General features: G+C 53.5%; 15 protein-coding genes and 3 tRNA genes. 7 read left to right on the top strand and 11 right to left on the bottom strand.

Features of this window, described 5'->3' with window-relative positions; all coding sequences use genetic code 11:
* Positions 1 to 31 precede the first annotated feature (31 nt).
* Positions 32 to 1,363 (bottom strand): amino-acid N-acetyltransferase, encoded by a 1,332-nt coding sequence (argA, locus tag NL510_RS05395; protein ID WP_253382247.1) that lies wholly within the window; start codon positions 1,361 to 1,363, stop codon positions 32 to 34.
* 226 nt (positions 1,364 to 1,589) lie between these two features.
* On the opposite strand from argA, the gene amiC reads away from it, so the two are divergent.
* Entirely contained in the window at positions 1,590 to 2,843 is a 1,254-nt protein-coding gene (gene amiC, locus NL510_RS05400) for an N-acetylmuramoyl-L-alanine amidase AmiC (RefSeq protein WP_253382249.1), read from the top strand.
* Positions 2,844 to 2,930: 87 nt separating this feature from the next.
* Here the strand turns inward: amiC and NL510_RS05405 are convergent.
* The 3 genes from NL510_RS05405 to NL510_RS05415 form a co-directional block, all read right to left on the bottom strand.
* A tRNA-Met gene (locus NL510_RS05405) sits at positions 2,931 to 3,007 on the bottom strand.
* A gap of 31 nt (positions 3,008 to 3,038) precedes the next feature.
* Positions 3,039 to 3,115: transfer RNA gene (locus tag NL510_RS05410), tRNA-Met, on the bottom strand.
* Between the two features lie 43 nt (positions 3,116 to 3,158).
* Positions 3,159 to 3,235 (bottom strand) — tRNA-Met (locus NL510_RS05415).
* 208 nt (positions 3,236 to 3,443) lie between these two features.
* Here NL510_RS05415 and mltA point away from each other — a divergent pair.
* On the top strand, positions 3,444 to 4,541 hold the full coding sequence (mltA, locus tag NL510_RS05420) for a murein transglycosylase A (RefSeq protein WP_253382251.1): 1,098 nt from the start codon (positions 3,444 to 3,446) through the stop codon (positions 4,539 to 4,541).
* Between the two features lie 76 nt (positions 4,542 to 4,617).
* Complete coding sequence (gene tcdA, locus NL510_RS05425) at positions 4,618 to 5,424, top strand: tRNA cyclic N6-threonylcarbamoyladenosine(37) synthase TcdA (RefSeq protein WP_253382253.1); 807 nt, start codon at positions 4,618 to 4,620, stop codon at positions 5,422 to 5,424.
* On the opposite strand, the gene csdE is transcribed toward tcdA, so the two are convergent.
* Both csdE and csdA read right to left on the bottom strand, forming a co-directional pair.
* Positions 5,415 to 5,861 carry a cysteine desulfurase sulfur acceptor subunit CsdE gene (gene csdE, locus NL510_RS05430; RefSeq protein WP_253382254.1) on the bottom strand — a complete coding sequence of 149 codons (447 nt, stop codon included), beginning with the start codon at positions 5,859 to 5,861 and terminating at the stop codon, positions 5,415 to 5,417. The genes tcdA and csdE overlap by 10 nt on opposite strands.
* The gene (csdA, locus tag NL510_RS05435; protein ID WP_253384762.1) at positions 5,861 to 7,066 is read right to left on the bottom strand and encodes a cysteine desulfurase CsdA; all 1,206 of its coding nucleotides are present in this window, start codon (positions 7,064 to 7,066) and stop codon (positions 5,861 to 5,863) included. The genes csdE and csdA overlap by 1 nt, the downstream gene beginning before the upstream one ends.
* 192 nt (positions 7,067 to 7,258) lie before the next feature.
* Here csdA and NL510_RS05440 point away from each other — a divergent pair, with 192 nt between their 5' ends.
* The 4 genes from NL510_RS05440 to rlmM all read left to right on the top strand — a co-directional run bounded on the left by NL510_RS05440 (position 7,259) and on the right by rlmM (position 10,285).
* A complete protein-coding gene (locus NL510_RS05440; protein WP_253382256.1) occupies positions 7,259 to 7,486 on the top strand; it encodes a YgdI/YgdR family lipoprotein in 228 nt (75 codons plus the stop codon).
* A gap of 353 nt (positions 7,487 to 7,839) precedes the next feature.
* Positions 7,840 to 8,757 carry a glycine cleavage system transcriptional regulator GcvA gene (gcvA, locus tag NL510_RS05445; RefSeq protein ID WP_253382258.1) on the top strand — a complete coding sequence of 306 codons (918 nt, stop codon included), beginning with the start codon at positions 7,840 to 7,842 and terminating at the stop codon, positions 8,755 to 8,757.
* A gap of 39 nt (positions 8,758 to 8,796) precedes the next feature.
* Positions 8,797 to 9,192, top strand: coding sequence for a DUF423 domain-containing protein (locus tag NL510_RS05450; protein ID WP_253382260.1), 396 nt, complete (start codon positions 8,797 to 8,799; stop codon positions 9,190 to 9,192).
* Positions 9,185 to 10,285, top strand: a complete 1,101-nt coding sequence (rlmM, locus tag NL510_RS05455; protein ID WP_253382263.1) for a 23S rRNA (cytidine(2498)-2'-O)-methyltransferase RlmM — start codon at positions 9,185 to 9,187, stop codon at positions 10,283 to 10,285. The genes NL510_RS05450 and rlmM overlap by 8 nt, the downstream gene beginning before the upstream one ends.
* Before the next feature lie 63 nt (positions 10,286 to 10,348).
* Here rlmM and xni read toward each other — a convergent pair whose 3' ends face one another.
* From xni to queF, 5 genes are all read right to left on the bottom strand, one after another.
* Positions 10,349 to 11,104, bottom strand: coding sequence for a flap endonuclease Xni (xni, locus tag NL510_RS05460; protein ID WP_253382265.1), 756 nt, complete (start codon positions 11,102 to 11,104; stop codon positions 10,349 to 10,351).
* 112 nt (positions 11,105 to 11,216) lie between these two features.
* Entirely contained in the window at positions 11,217 to 12,584 is a 1,368-nt protein-coding gene (locus NL510_RS05465; RefSeq protein ID WP_253382267.1) for an L-serine ammonia-lyase, read from the bottom strand.
* Positions 12,585 to 12,644: 60 nt separating this feature from the next.
* Positions 12,645 to 13,934 (bottom strand): HAAAP family serine/threonine permease, encoded by a 1,290-nt coding sequence (locus NL510_RS05470; RefSeq protein ID WP_253382269.1) that lies wholly within the window; start codon positions 13,932 to 13,934, stop codon positions 12,645 to 12,647.
* A 509-nt stretch (positions 13,935 to 14,443) separates the two neighbouring features.
* Complete coding sequence (gene ppnN, locus NL510_RS05475) at positions 14,444 to 15,808, bottom strand: nucleotide 5'-monophosphate nucleosidase PpnN (RefSeq protein ID WP_253382271.1); 1,365 nt, start codon at positions 15,806 to 15,808, stop codon at positions 14,444 to 14,446.
* A 116-nt stretch (positions 15,809 to 15,924) separates the two neighbouring features.
* Positions 15,925 to 16,767, bottom strand: coding sequence for an NADPH-dependent 7-cyano-7-deazaguanine reductase QueF (gene queF / locus NL510_RS05480; RefSeq protein WP_253382274.1), 843 nt, complete (start codon positions 16,765 to 16,767; stop codon positions 15,925 to 15,927).
* Positions 16,768 to 16,777 lie beyond the last annotated feature (10 nt).

Consider the following 16,777-nt stretch of genomic DNA (forward strand, 5'->3'; position numbering starts at 1 on the left):
ATAACCCTCGCCACCCGGCGAGGGTTTCAAACTACCCCAGATCGGCCATCAGCACTTTGGAACGGCGCTGATAGTTGTACATCTCTTTCTTACTTTCCGGCAGGGAATCTATATCTACCGGCGTAAAGCCACGCTCCTGGAACCAGTGAATGCTGCGGGTAGTTAAGACGAACAGCTTGCTCAGACCTATCTGGCGAGCCTGCGCCGCCACGCGCTCCAGCAGCATTTCACCACGAGATGAACTTCGGTAGTCAGGATGCACCGCCACGCAGGCCATTTCGCCGATCTTCTCTTCCGGGAACGGATAAAGCGCGGCACAGGCAATGGTCAGGTTATCGCGCTGGATAATCGTAAACTTGTCGATCTCCATTTCCAACTGTTCACGCGAGCGGCGCACCAGGATGCCTTGCTGTTCCAGCGGCCGAATCAGCTCCAGTATGCCGCCGATATCATTGATGGTGGCGCGGCGGATCTGTTCCGCGCTCTCCATCACAATCTGCGTGCCAATACCGTCGCGGGAGAACAGCTCCTGCAGCAAGGCCCCGTCTTCCTGATAGCTGATAAGGTGGCTACGGCGTACGCCGCTGCGACAGGCCTTAACGGCGCCACGCAGAAAGCGGACGGTGCCTGAATGGTAATCGCCTTCGGCTTCCAGCGCTTCGACCCGGGCCTGAGCTTCGTTGGGGAACAGCTCCGGCACAATCATTCCCTCTTCGTTATAGACGCCTTGCGAGGAACAGAACCCGATCATTTTTTCTGCTTTGAGTTTGATGGCCAACTGGGTAGCCACCTCTTCAGAGGTCAGGTTAAAGCTCTCGCCGGTCACGGAGACGGCCACCGGCCCCATCAGTACGATGGCGCCGCTGTCCAGTTGACGGTGAATCGCCTCTTCATCGATACGACGAATACGACCACTGTGACAATAGTCAACGCCATCGTCCACGCCCAGCGGCTGGGAGATGATGAAATTGCCGCTCACAACGTTAATGTGCGCACCCTGCAGCGGGGTATTATTCAGGCTCATCGACAGGCGTGCTGTTATATCGAGCTGAAGTAATCCCGCGGCCTGCTTAACCAGCTCGAGGGTTTTGGCATCCGTTACGCGAGTATGCTTATGGTAAATCGGCTCGTGGTGATGTGCCGCCAGGTTGGCATCGATTTGCGGACGCGCGCCATAAACGACCACCAGACGAATGCCGAGACTGTGCAGCAGGCCGATATCGTTAACGATGCTGGAAAAGTTTTCGTGCTCAATGGCTTCACCGCCGAGCATGATGACAAACGTTTTCCCCCGATGGGCGTTGATATAAGGAACCGAATGGCGGAATCCCTGGACCAGTTCGGTTCTACGTTCCTTCACCATGGCACAACCTTAATGAATGTTTATTCGTAATTTATGTATTTTTATTCGAATTCGGCCGCGTGTGCAAGCCTAAATTTTCTGTGGCACACAGAAAATTATAAGTAATCCGTGCGTTAGCGTAAGATTGTTTACCCTTTTATAGATGACAGTTTATGCGTCATTCGTTAAAGTTTTCGGTCAATTTGGACGTTTTGTATATCAATCAGATTTCTTGCTCGGGAGAAGCATGTCGGGATCCAATTCAGCAATTAGCCGCCGCCGTTTGTTAAAAGGGGCCGGGGCAATGTGGTTGCTCAGCGTCAGCCAGGTGGGTCTTGCCGCCACAAGCCAGGTTGTAGCGGTGCGTGTCTGGCCGTCGTCGACCTATACGCGCGTGACGGTTGAATCCAACCGCGTGCTGAAATATAAGCAATTTGCCCTCAGTAACCCTGAACGCGTTGTCGTGGATATCGAAGGCGTAAACCTGAATTCGGTTCTGAAAGGAATGGCAGCGCAGATCCACAGTGACGACCCGTTTATCAAATCAGCCCGCGTGGGGCAGTTCGATCCGCAAACCGTGCGCATGGTGTTTGAGCTAAAGCAGAACGTTAAACCGCAGCTCTTTGCGCTGGCACCGGTTGCTACCTTTAAAGAGCGTCTGGTGATGGATCTTTATCCGGCCAACGCGACAGATATCCAGGATCCGCTTTTGGCCCTGCTTGAAGATTACAACAAAGGCGATCTCGACCGCCAGGTGCCGCCAGCGCAAAGCGGTCCGAAGCCGGGTAAAGCAGGACGCGATCGGCCGATTGTGATCATGCTCGATCCTGGTCACGGCGGAGAAGACTCCGGAGCGGTCGGTAAATATCACACCCGCGAAAAAGACGTTGTGCTGCAGATCGCTCGCCGTCTGAAGGCATTGATCGACAAAGAAGGCAATATGCGCGCTTACATGACGCGTAATGAAGACGTCTTTATTCCGCTTAAGGTTCGGGTAGCGAAGGCGCAAAAACAGCGTGCGGATCTTTTTGTCTCTATCCATGCGGATGCCTTCACCAGCCGTCAGCCTAGTGGCTCCTCGGTGTTTGCGCTCTCAACGAAAGGGGCGACCAGCACCGCCGCGAGATACCTTGCCGATACCCAGAACGCTTCTGACTTAATCGGCGGCGTGGGCAAGAGCGGCGATCGCTATGTCGACCACACCATGTTTGATATGGTGCAGTCGCTGACCATCACCGACAGCCTGAAGTTTGGAAAAGCGGTATTAGGCAAACTGGGCCGGGTCAATAAGTTGCATAAAAACAGCGTTGAACAGGCGGGGTTCGCGGTACTTAAAGCACCGGATATTCCCTCTATCCTGGTTGAGACGGCCTTTATCAGCAATGTGGAAGAGGAGCGTAAGCTCAAAACCGCTAAATTCCAGCAGGAAGTGGCAGAGTCGATTCTGGCAGGGATACGGGCGTATTTCTCAGACCGGGCGACGCTGGCGCGGCGCGGGTAGTGTTGACGCCGGGTAGCACGCCCGGCAGTTTCACAAACTGCCGATACAAAAAAACACCCGTCAGGGTGTTCATTGTTTTAGAAGTGTTGGTTGCGGGGGCCGGATTTGAACCGACGACCTTCGGGTTATGAGCCCGACGAGCTACCAGGCTGCTCCACCCCGCGGCACCGTACTTCTTATTGTCTAAAATTTGATTGGTTGCGGGGGCCGGATTTGAACCGACGACCTTCGGGTTATGAGCCCGACGAGCTACCAGGCTGCTCCACCCCGCGTCCGTCTTTCTGCGCTGCAGAAGATACTTCATCAAATTTTAATTGGTTGCGGGGGCCGGATTTGAACCGACGACCTTCGGGTTATGAGCCCGACGAGCTACCAGGCTGCTCCACCCCGCGTCCGTGGATGCGCACTATACTCGGTTGGGTTTTTGATGCAACCCCTTTTTCACATAATTCATTATTTTGTATGTGAATTGAACAACATCGCGCTGTTTGGACTATTTTTTGCGCGAAATTTGCCGAACGGCATGCGATCGCATTTCATTACCCCGGGGGGTTTGTTATCTTCATCACGCGGATAAGGGCAATTAAAAGACGAGATATAATGAAAGGACGTTGGGTGAAGTATCTAATGACAGGGGCACTGGTAGCCATTCTTGCGGCCTGCTCTTCCAAACCGACCGATCGCGGTCAACAGTATAAAGACGGGAAGTTATCCCAGCCTTTCTCTCTGGTTAACCAACCTGATGCCGTAGGCGCGCCAATCAATGCCGGAGATTTCTCCGAGCAGGTTTATCAGATCCGTAATGCATCACCACGTTTATATGGCTCCCAGAATAACGTTTATAGTGCGGTGCAGGACTGGCTGCGCGCGGGCGGCGATACGCGCAACATGCGCCAGTTTGGTATTGATGCATGGCAGATGGAAGGGGCGGACAACTTTGGCAACGTCCAGTTTACCGGTTACTACACCCCGGTCATTCAGGCGCGCCACACGCGTCAGGGTGAGTTCCAGTATCCTATCTACCGTATGCCGCCAAAACGTGGCCGCCTGCCGTCTCGCGCCGAGATTTACGCCGGGGCGCTAAGCGAAAACTATATTCTGGCTTACAGCAATTCACTGATGGATAACTTCATCATGGACGTTCAGGGCAGCGGCTATATTGATTTTGGCGACGGCTCTCCGCTTAACTTCTTTAGCTATGCCGGTAAAAACGGCCATGCATACCGCAGTATAGGTAAAGTGCTTATCGACCGTGGTGAAGTGAAAAAAGACGATATGTCGATGCAGGCGATCCGCGAGTGGGGCGAAAAACACAGCGAAGCCGAAGTGCGTGAACTGCTGGAACAGAACCCATCGTTCGTCTTCTTTAAACCGCAGAACTTTGCGCCAGTGAAAGGCGCGAGCGCGGTACCGCTCATTGGCCGCGCCTCTGTCGCCTCCGATCGCTCGATTATTCCTGCAGGTACGACGCTGCTAGCCGAAGTTCCGCTCCTGGATAACAACGGCAAATTTAGCGGTCAATATGAGTTACGTCTGATGGTAGCGCTCGATGTGGGCGGCGCAATTAAAGGCCAGCACTTCGATATTTATCAAGGTATTGGCCCGGATGCCGGACATCGTGCCGGCTGGTATAACCACTACGGGCGCGTTTGGGTGCTGAAGACCGCAGCCAGTAGTGGCAACGTATTCAACGGCTGATTATGGTATTCTGGATCCAATATGGATGAACGTTCAGGGTGAGGAAGAACCTCACCCTTTTTATATCTGAGGTTTTATGTCTGTGGTAATCAGCGATGCCTGGCGCCAGCGTTTCGGCGGCACGGCACGTTTATATGGTGAAAAAGCGCTGCAGTTATTCGCGGACGCGCATGTTTGCGTGGTAGGCATTGGCGGCGTGGGCTCCTGGGCGGCGGAAGCGCTGGCGAGAACCGGTATTGGAGCAATCACGTTGATTGATATGGATGACGTCTGCGTGACGAATACCAACCGTCAGATCCACGCCCTGCGCGATAACGTTGGGCTGGCGAAATCAGATGTGATGGCTGAGCGAATCCGTCTGATTAACCCGGAGTGTCGGGTAACGGTAATTGATGATTTTGTGACGGTAGATAACGTTGCGGAGTATATGAGCAAGGGTTATAGCTACGTGATAGACGCTATTGATAGCATTCGTCCTAAGGCGGCGCTGATTGCCTACTGCCGTCGTTATAAGGTTCCGTTGATCACTACCGGGGGCGCAGGCGGACAAATCGATCCAACGCAGATCCAGGTCGTGGATTTGGCAAAGACCATTCAGGATCCGCTGGCAGCTAAACTGCGTGAACGCCTGAAGAGTGATTTCAGGGTGGTAAAAAACAGTAAAGGCAAGCTGGGCGTCGACTGTGTATTTTCTACCGAGGCGCTGGTTTACCCGCAGGCGGACGGTTCAGTGTGTGCAATGAAAAACACCGCCGAAGGACCAAAACGGATGGATTGCGCTTCCGGTTTTGGTGCGGCCACCATGGTAACCGCGTCATTCGGCTTTGTGGCGGTCTCTCACGCCCTGAAGAAGATGATGGCGAAAGCGCAACGTCAGGCCTGAGCCTGACGCGCCGCATCCAGTACCGCTTCGCTGAGTGCAGTCAACCCCTGATTACGCGAGGCGCTAAGCTGTGCGCGTAAACCCAGTTCGTCAAACAGCACCAGCGGCGAATGAACCTGCAGTTCAGCCGCGCTTTTGCCCTCTACTGCGGTTAGCAGCACTGCCAGCAGGCCGCGAACGATGCGGCCTTCGCTGTCACCGAAGAAATGCATTTTGTTATCATAGACGCTACATCCCAGCCAGACGCGATTCTCGCATCCGGCAATCTCTTTTGCCTGCGCCTTACGCTCATCAGACAGCCCCGGTAACTGCTTGCCGAGAAGGATCAACTGACGGTATTTATCTTCCCACTGCGTAAGCGGCGCGAAGCGTTGTTTTAAGAGCGCTTCTGTGATGACAGAACCAAACGGGTGTTCGGCTAAAACGGTGTGAGTCATTAATCCACCAGGAGTTCAAGGGCGCGGTCAACGGCGGCAATTAGCGCCTCGACATCGCTTTGCGTGTTATATGGGGCAAACGAGGCGCGCAGCGTACCGTTAACGCCGAGCGCTGCCAACAGGGGGTGAGCGCAGTGCTGTCCGGCGCGCAGGGCAATGCCGTACCCGGCCAGTAGGGTGACCATATCGCTATGGTGAATGCCTGCAAAATCAAAGGCTAACAAGCTTGAGTCCTGCACGCGGAATGAGCGAAAGCCCGGGCGCTTTTTCAGTTCTTCCTCGGCAAGCGTTGCCAGGCCCCGGCTCCAGTTTTCAGCCTGAACGATATCGATCTCCGCCAGCCATTCCAGCCCGGCACTCAAGCCAATTACGCCCGCCACGTTCGGCGTGCCGGCTTCAAGGCGATAAGGTACATCCTGTGTTTTATAGCCGTCAAAGGTCACTTCTGTAATCATTTTACCGCCGCCAAGCCATGGCGTCATTTGTGCCAGACGCTCAGGCTTGCCGTACAGCGCACCAATACCGGTTGGCCCGTAAAGCTTATGTCCTGAGAAGGCGTAAAAATCGATATCCAGCGCCTGAACATCCGCCGGGAAATGCACCACGCCCTGTGCGCCGTCGACCATTACCACCATATTATTAGCGTGCGCTATTGCAATGGCCCGAGCCAGGTCCGGGCAACCGCCGGTGACATTGGACATCTGCCCAATGGCCAGCATGCGACTGCGTGGGCTAATTAGCTCGGGTAAACGCGTTACATCCGGCAGATAATCTGCGCCTAGCGGGAGCTTCACAACGCGTGAACCCGTTTGCTCTGCAACCATCAGCCATGGCACCAGGTTGGCGTGATGTTCCGCCTCACTGACGATTATCTCATCCCCCGGTTGCAGCAGCGGGCGCGCGTAGCACTGGGCCACCATATTGATGGCTTCGGTGGTGCCTCGGGTCCAGACGATACTTTTCCCGCTTTCAGCGTTGATCAGACGCGCAACCTGATCGCGTGCGGCTTCATAGCGTGCAGTCAGGCGCTGTGCTTCGGCAAACTGACTACGATGTACATTTCCGGCACTTAAACTGTAGAACGTCTGCGTCGCCTCCATGACCGCCTGCGGCTTGAGGGCGGTAGCAGCGCTATCAAGGTAAACACCGGCATCGGCCAGCGCTGGAAACTGTGCGCGAAATTGCGCAGGAGTGAAAGCGTTCATGGTATTCCTCATTTCGATACAGAGATCGTCGCGCAAAATTCGCAGCAGAGCAAGGACGTTGATATCTATCAGATTCGTCTGCATATCCTGGCGACATTGAAAAAGCAGGTTATGCTAAATAGTGTTAGGTGGATGTTTTAGCCTGTTACTCATCGAGGTTTGAATAGCATTAATTGCTAAAGGAGAATAATCATGAAAAAGACAGCCGCAATCATCTCTGCCTGTGTGTTTACCTTTGCCCTGAGCGCCTGTTCCGGTAATAACTACGTTATGCATACTAACGATGGTCGTTCCATCGTTTCGCAAGGGAAACCGACCACTGATAATGATACCGGGATGATTTCATATAAAGATGCAAACGGGAACAAACAGCAGATCAATCGCAGCGATGTGAAAGAGATGAAGGAAATTCAGCGCTAAGAGTCATAAACAGACAAGCAAAAAAAAGCACCGCAAAAAGGCGGTGCTACATTAATCACTATGGACAGACAGGGTAAATGTACAGGAAGTGAAAAATTGGTAGCGTTGCTACCGTGGTCTGAATTGCAGACCAATTGCAAACACAACAACACAACATCACAACCGTAAGCCAAAAGCCCTTCAGAACACGCATTCCAAAAAACTTTTCGTTCCGGCTCAGGAAGTGCCGCCACTATAGGTATTTGCTGGTAGTTCCTCAACGGACAAATTATAATGGCTCAGATAAAAAAAACTAATAGGTTAAACGTTGTTTCCTATATGTTAAATTTCGTTAACATCTAAGCCAGATAACCATGTCGAAGCGATTGCCACCCCTTAATGCATTACGTGTATTTGATGCAGCAGCACGCCACCTGAGCTTCACCCGCGCAGCCGATGAGCTTTTTGTGACACAAGCCGCAGTAAGTCACCAAATCAAGTCTCTGGAGGATTTCCTGGGCCTTAAACTGTTCCGTCGACGTAACCGATCGCTGTTATTGACGGAAGAAGGCCAAAGCTATTTTCAGGATATCAAAGAAATTTTTTCCCAGCTCACGGAAGCCACGCGTAAGCTGCAGGCGCGCAGCGCGAAAGGTGCATTAACGGTCAGTTTATTGCCCAGTTTTGCCATTCATTGGCTGGTGCCAAGGCTCTCAAGCTTTAACTCAGCTTATCCGGGAATCGACGTTCGAATCCAGGCGGTGGATCGTCAGGAGGACAAACTGGCAGATGATGTGGACGTGGCTATTTTTTATGGTCGCGGCAACTGGCCGGGCTTGCGTGTTGAGAAATTATACGCAGAATATCTGCTGCCGGTCTGTTCGCCGCTGCTGCTGACGGGTGAAAAGGCGCTGAAGACGCCCGCCGACCTCGCAAAACATACTCTGTTACATGATGCTTCTCGCCGCGACTGGCAAACTTATACCCGTCAGTTGGGTCTTACTCATATAAACGTGCAGCAGGGCCCCATTTTTAGCCACAGTGCGATGGTGTTACAGGCTGCGATTCACGGGCAGGGCGTGGCGCTGGCAAACAACGTTATGGCACAGTCCGAAATCGAGGCCGGCCGCCTGGTGTGCCCTTTTAATGATGTTCTGGTCAGCAAGAATGCGTTTTATCTGGTTTGTCATGACAGTCAGGCAGAACTGGGTAAAATAGCCGCCTTCCGGCAGTGGATACTGTCTAAAGCGGCAAATGAGCAAGAAAAATTCCGCTTCAGGTATGAACAATAACTTATGTGTGCTGAGCACGCATCACTTTAGGACCGAATCATGACCAGCCGATTCATGCTGATTTTTGCCGCAGTGAGTGGCTTTGTATTTGTCGCACTGGGTGCCTTTGGTGCGCATGTGTTAAGCAAGTCTTTAGGGGTAGTCGAAATGGGCTGGATCCAGACCGGCCTCGAATATCAGGCATTCCATACGCTTGCCATCTTTGGTCTGGCGGTGGCGATGCAGCGCCGGATCAGCATCTGGTTTTACTGGAGCAGCGTATTTCTGGCGTTGGGGACCGTACTGTTTAGCGGAAGTCTTTACTGCCTCGCGCTGTCACATCTGCGCCTGTGGGCGTTTGTTACACCTGTCGGCGGCGTCAGCTTCCTGGCAGGCTGGGTATTAATGTTTATCGGAGCTATCCGTCTGAAACGCAAGGGCGTTGTTCATGAATAAGGTTGTTTTATATTGTCGCCCGGGGTTTGAGAAAGAGTGCGCCGCGGAAATTACCGATAAAGCAGCAAAGCGCGAAGTGTTCGGCTTTGCCCGCGTGAAAGAGAATGCGGGCTATGTCATCTTTGAATGTTATCAGCCTGATGATGCGGATAAGCTGGCGCGCGAGTTACCGTTCAGCTCTTTGATCTTCGCTCGTCAGATGTTTGTCGCAGGTGAGTTGCTTAAAGATTTACCGCCGGAAGATCGTATCACGCCCGTTGTGGGTATGCTTCAGGGTGTAGTTGAGAAGGGCGGCGATCTGCGCGTTGAGGTTGCTGACACCAACGAAAGTAAAGAGCTGATGAAGTTCTGCCGTAAGTTCACCGTACCGCTGCGTGCTGCGCTGCGTGACGCGGGCGTGCTGACAAATTACGAGACGCCAAAACGTCCGGTGGTGCATATCTTCTTTATTGCGCCTGGCTGCTGCTATACCGGCTATTCGTACACGACCAATAACTCCCCGTTCTTTATGGGTATACCGCGTTTACGCTTTCCGTCAGATGCGCCAAGCCGTTCAACGCTGAAGCTGGAAGAGGCGTTTCACGTCTTTATTCCCGCCGATGAGTGGGATGAGCGTCTGGCAAACGGCATGCACGCGGTCGATCTCGGCGCGTGTCCGGGAGGCTGGACCTATCAACTGGTTAAACGCAACATGTGGGTGGCATCTGTTGATAACGGCCCCATGGCGCAAAGCCTGATGGATACCGGACAGGTTACCTGGCTTCGTGAAGACGGTTTCCGCTATCGTCCAACCCGCAATAACATCTCCTGGATGGTGTGCGATATGGTGGAGAAACCGGCGAAAGTGGCCGCGCTAATGGCCTCATGGCTGGTGAATGGCTGGTGTCGTGAGACCATCTTTAACCTCAAGTTGCCGATGAAAAAGCGCTACGAGGAAGTCTCTCAGAACCTGGCCTATATCCAGCAGCAGATGGATGAACACGGCATTAACGTGGTCATTCAGGCGCGCCAGCTGTATCACGACCGTGAAGAGGTAACGGTGCACATTCGTCGCTGGTGGGCGGCAGTGGGTGGCCGTCGCGACGAGCGATAGTGCGCTGAGGCCCTCTCACCCGTCCCTTCCCCCCTCCGGGGAGCGGGTTAGGGTGAGGGGAATTCAACGCGCTAACCTCAACTGCTGCAAATTCCCGTCCAGCTGTAAGTGTGTTTGTAGCGTTGCGACTTCCCGGCAGATAAAGGCCATCTCTCTGTGCGCCTCCAGCTTCTTACGCCATTTCTCCGGCACCTCTTCAAGCCGGGCGTAAATCCCTTCCAGATCTTCAAAATCCGTCAGTAGCTGTGCGGCACTTTTGGGTCCAATACCCGCCACGCCCGGCACTCGGGAACTGCTGATCCCCGCCAGTCCCCAGTAGTCAGCAAGTTGCCGGGGAGAGACGCCAAATTCACCGGCGATGAATGGCGCATCCAGCCAGCGTTTTTGAAAATAATCGCGGATGCGGATGGTGGGAGAGAGCAACTGGCAGAAGCCTTTGTCGGTCGACACGATGGTCGCCTGATGCCCGGCGCTCGCCACCTTAACGGCCAGCGTTGCCGCCAGATCGTCTGCTTCATTACCCAGCGCGCCCCAGCACGGCACGCCTCGCTGTTCAAAGGAGGCGCGTATTATGGGGATCTCAGCGTGAAGATCGTCCGGCATAGGCGCGCGCCCGGCCTTGTAGTCTGGCAGGCGCTGGTGCCGCCAGCCAGTATTACGCGCTTCGTCATCAAAGACGGCAACCGCGTGGGTAGGTTCACTGTGACGGATAAGCTGTTCCAGCGCGTGCAGGCAGGTGTCCTTGCAGGGCGTGCCTTGTACCGCATGGATACGGCGAATCAAATTGAGCGCGTCGACAATAAGCAAATGAACAGCCACAGATAATCTCCCTTATATCTAATGGGTCAAGGGTAACACTGTCAGCAGGATGAAACGAATAGTGCGGGGTAAAACAGGAATAAGCCTCGCAAAACGAGGCTTCCTGAGAGGCTTAATCGCAGGTGACGATCTTCATCGCCAGGCCACCGCGAGAGGTTTCCCGGTATTTGGCGTTCATATCTTTACCGGTTTCATACATGGTTTCGATAACCTTATCGAGACATACGCGCGGCTCGCTGGTGCGGCGCAGCGCCATACGTGCCGCGTTCACCGCCTTCACAGAGGCGATAGCGTTACGTTCAATGCACGGCACCTGTACCTGGCCCGCAACTGGATCGCAGGTCAGCCCCAGGTTGTGCTCCATGCCAATCTCCGCCGCAATACACACCTGGGCCGGGCTGGCGCCCAATAGCTCAGCCAGACCAGCCGCCGCCATAGAGCAGGCGACGCCGACTTCACCCTGACAGCCCACTTCCGCACCGGAAATGGAGGCGTTCATCTTATACAGCGAACCCATCGCACTGGTGACCAGCAGGTAGCGCGCCAGGGAGTTGGCGTTAACTTCACGGATAAACTTGTCGTAATAGGCAAGCACAGCAGGAACGATACCGCATGCCCCGTTCGTTGGCGCCGTCACCACGCGCCCGCCCGCCGCGTTCTCTTCATTCACGGCCAGCGCGAACATATTAATCCAGTCCACGACCGCCATCGGATCGGTGGTGGTTTTGTCGGCGCTGACCAGCATACGGCGCAGCGCAGCCGCACGGCGCGGTACACGCAGTTTACCAGGCAGAACGCCTTCGGTGGTGCTCCCACGTTCGATACCGCCGCGCATCACATCCCAGACCTGAGTAAAGTGCTGTTCCAGCGCTTCTTTGCTGTGCAGTGCCAGCTCGTTTTTCATCATCAAACCAGAGAGGGAGAGGCCTGTCTCATGGCAATGACGCTGCAAATCCGCAGCGTTTTTATAGGGGTAAGGCACGTCAACAGATGCGTTGTTGTTTTGACCGAAATGATCTTCATCGACGATAAAGCCGCCGCCGATGGAGTAATACGTCTGGCTGTAAACTGCTTTTTCGCCAACCAGCGCGGTGATGCGCATGCCGTTTTCGTGCAGCGACAGGTTGTCCGCATGGAAATTCATGCAGCGATCAACCGGGAACTCAACTTCGTGCACGCCGTTCGCCAGCAGCAAACGACCGTGAGTATTTACGTCCTGGATGAATACAGGGATGGTGTCAATATCCACGGTATCCGGCAGGTTCCCCGCCAGGCCCATGATAATGGCGATATCGGTATGGTGGCCTTTACCCGTCAGGGAAAGGGAACCGTATACATCGACCACCACGCGGGTGATGTCGTGCAAAATGCCGCGTGCAATCAAGTCATCCGTGAATTGTTTACCAGCTTTCATTGGTCCGACGGTGTGAGAGCTTGAAGGACCAATACCGATTTTGAAAATATCGAATACGCTAATCATGATGCGTCCATTGCTATCAGTCAGGGAGAAATGCGCCGCCCGGGGACGGCGCAGGAGGTATTAGTTGAACAGAGAGTAGAAAATGGCAGAGATGGCAATCAGACCCATAACCACAACAAATACGTTGCTGACATGGCCGCTGTATTTACGCATCGCCGACACTTTCTGAATTGCGTACATCGGCATCAGGAACAGAATCATCGCGATAATCGGGCCACCCAGGGTTTCAATCATGCCCAGGATGCTTGGGTTCAGGGTCGCAACCGCCCAGGTGGTGAGCAGCATGAACAGCGCAGTGATTTTGTTCAGCTTGTTGATTTCAATGCTCTTGCCTTTACCGCGCAGAGATTTAATCACCATTCCGTTGAAGCCTTCACGAGCGCCCAGATAGTGCCCGAGGAAGGATTTAGTGATAGCGATCATCGCGATAATTGGCGCCATCCATGCAATCACTGGCGCATTAAAATGGTTTGCCAGGTAGGACAGAATTGAGATGTTCTGGTCTTTCGCGGCCGCCAGGTCCGCCGGGGAAAGGCTCAGCACGCAACTGAAGACGAAGAACATGACGGTCAATACCATCATGCCGTGCGCACGCGCCAGGATGCTGGAGCACTTCTTCTCAGCGTCGTTACCGTACTCTTCACGCTTCGCAACCGCGAAGGAGGAGATGATCGGTGAGTGGTTGAAAGAGAATACCATCACAGGAATTGCCAGCCACAGGGTCAGCATCAGGCCGTTGCCGGTCATGGATGCACTGCTCAGGGAGAGGGTTTCCAGCGCCGCGCCGTTCCACTGCGGGATCAGGTAGCAGGCCAGCACCATCAGGGCAATCACGAACGGGAACACCAGCACGCTCATCGCTTTAACAATCATCTGCTCACCGAAGCGCACGATGGTCATCATGCCGACTATCAGGATCAGGGACAGAATGGCACGCGGTGGCGGCGTCATGTGCAACTGATGCGCGAGAAAGCTTTCAACGGTGTTAGTGATTGCCACGCTGTAGACCAGCAGAATGGGGTAGACTGCGAAGAAGTAGAGCAGGGTGATCAGTTTACCCGCGCCTGCGCCGAAGTGTTCTTCAACCACTTCAGTGATGTCTTCGCCGGGGTTTTTGCCGGAGAGCACGAAACGTGTCAGGCCGCGGTGTGCAAAGAAGGTCATCGGGAAAGCGATGATGGCCATAATGATAAGCGGGATCAGACCGCCTACGCCTGCGTTGATAGGAAGGAACAGTACACCAGCGCCGATTGCTGTGCCGTAAAGGCCAAGCATCCACATGGTATCCGTTTTGCGCCAACCGCTTCGGGAATCAATCGAAGCAACGGTACTGGTTTGAGTGGTTTCCATCTGCATCTCCTGGAGGAACAAAATTGTCAGGTTTTTAGTCAAATACGAAGAAAAAGCGCCTGACGGTAATATGAAAGTCGTTCAGTGACGGTTTTTTAATAATTTTTACCCGTAACTATTGTGGGGCGGAAAGATACATTCAAGTTATGAATCTATCAGTGATCCTGATCGCAATTGCAATAATCCACTTTGGAAGTGGGCATATTTAGACCATCTATCTGTTAAAAAAACGTCAAAGAGAATTTACGGGCGCGAAGGCTAACATTAACAACACGTATTCTAAAAGACGGGTGCATGAGATAGGTGTCTTACGCTGTAAAGAAATAATATTTTAGGATTTTCTGGCAGATAATTAGGGTTAAGGCTGATATTGAGTGGTTTAGAAAACAAGGTAATCGTTTGCGCGGGTCTCAAATTTGTCTGGCAGATAAAAATATCTATGGATGGCAAGCGCAATAAAAAAAGCCAGGTCGCGGGGCGTCGCGTCCTGGCTTTGAGGGCGGACCGGATTATTTGATGATTTCGTAGCAAGGAATATAGGCTGTACCCGGCAGCTTCATGCGGTGTTGAGCCACAAAGCCCTGCAGCATGTCATCCATCCGGCGCATCATCTCCGGATCGCCGTGAATTTTATATGGACCAAACTCTTCAATTGCCCGAATGCCCACCTCTTTTACGTTCCCCGCTACGATGCCAGAGAAAGCGCGCCGTAGATCGGCTGCCAGAACCTCCACCGGTTGATCCGGATAGAGTTTCAGGTTAGCCATATTCGCATGGGTAGGCTCAAAGGGGATCTGCAGATCCGATGCAATACGGATAGACCAGTTAAAGCTATAGGCATCTCCGGTATCGCGACGATTCTCTTTCACCAGCGGCATCGCTTTCTTCATCTGACGCGCCACTTCCGCCGCATCGTCAATAATAATGCGGTAGTGACGACGAGCCGCTTCACCCAGCGTATGCACGATAAACTCGTCCAGCACGCGGAAGTAATCGGCGCTCTCTTTTGGCCCGGTCAGGATAAGCGGCAGAACCTGGTTTTTATTTGCCGGGTTCATCAGAATGCCCAGCAGATAGAGCAGCTCTTCCGCCGTTCCCACGCCGCCCGGGAAGATGATGATACCGTGCGCGATACGAACAAATGCCTCAAGGCGCTTTTCGATATCCGGCATGATGATAAGTTCGTTAACCAGGGGGTTAGGCGGCTCCGCTGCAATGATGGACGGCTCGGTCATGCCGATAAAACGCCCCTCTTTGTAGCGCTGCTGCGCGTGACCCACCGCCGCGCCTTTCATGGGGGCTTCCATCGCCCCTGGGCCACAGCCGGTACAGATATTAAGCTCGCGCAAACCGAGCTGTGTTCCTACCCGGCGGGCGTAGAGATATTCCGTTTCATTAATAGAGTGGCCGCCCCAGCAGACCACCATATTCGGCGCTTCACCGACGTGAAGGGCGCGGGCGTTACGCAGAATAGAAAACACCAGATTGGTGATATGAACGGAGCTTTCCAGGTCGAGATGGGGGAAGCGACCAGCGTTGCTGATCTGTCCGTTAACAAAAAGAATATCGCGCAGCACGGCAAACAGGTTGGCCTGAAGCGAGCGGATAATGCGCCCGTCGACGAAAGCATCTTCCGGCGGGTTGATAACTTCCAGCTTCACGCCGCGCTCACGCCGCAATACGTTGATATCAAAGCTTTCGAAGCGAGACAGCAGCTCCTGGCTGTTATCGGTCAGGCTTCCGGAGTTCAGTACAGCAAGTGAACAGTTACGAAACAGTTGATAAAGATCGCTACTGGCCGTGCGTTTAAGCATGTCCACTTCCAGCTGCGATAACATATCCATTGAGCCAAGCGGGCTAATATGTGTAATCAAGTGAGCTCCTTACGGGACGAATATCGTCTTTCCCTGTTGATTACAATAGCCCTGGCCGATGGCGTTTCACAACTAAAAGCGCGTAATTAACCGCGCATAATATGAAAATATTTAGGTTATTGACGCACCAGTCGACCCATCGCAGGCGCAAAATCGCTGTTCGTACGCCACGGGTTAATATCCAGGCCGCCGCGGCGGGTATAGCGTGCGTATACGCTTAGCGCTTCGGGCTGGCAGAAACGCTGGATATCATTAAAGATGCGCTCTACACACTGCTCGTGAAATTCGTTGTGATGGCGGAACGACACCAGATAACGCAGCAGTTTCTCGCGGTCTATTTTTGCGCCCCGATACTGGATCTGTACGGAACCCCAGTCTGGCTGATGGGTGATCAGACAGTTGGATTTCAGCAAATGGCTGACCAGCGTCTCTTCGACCACGTTTCCGCTCGCCGCATTTTCAAGGTAATCGGTACTGAACGTATAATTATCGATCTCAATATCCTGAGTGTCGATACAGTCGCCGCTGAAGTGGGCAATAGGCTGCCCTTCCAGCTCATGCAGACGGTACAGTGCAACCTTCACTTTGCCCTGCGCGCAGGCGCTTAAATCCCGCTCCAGCGTGTGCAGGACATCGTCCCAGCTGTCGAATCTCGTCTGGTTATAGCTATTGAGATACAACTTAAAGCTTTTGGATTCGACCAGGTTAACGCTGGCGTAATCCAGCTCAACATGGCCTACCGCCACCTGCGGCAGACCGCGGGCGTTGAGCCAGGAGAGCTCGTACAAGGTCCAGATATCTGCGCCGACAAACGGCAGCGCACCGGCATGCAGGCCCAGCGGATCGCGGTTCAGACTGCGGGGCACGCCTTGTAGCAAACTGGCGTCGTAGGTATCGCGGTAATCAGTCGATTTACCCAACGTTAAGCCCGTTAACGCCTGATGATTTTCGTAAGACATGTTTCATAAC

The organism is unidentified bacterial endosymbiont, assembly GCF_918797525.1.
GTDB lineage: Bacteria > Pseudomonadota > Gammaproteobacteria > Enterobacterales > Enterobacteriaceae > Enterobacter.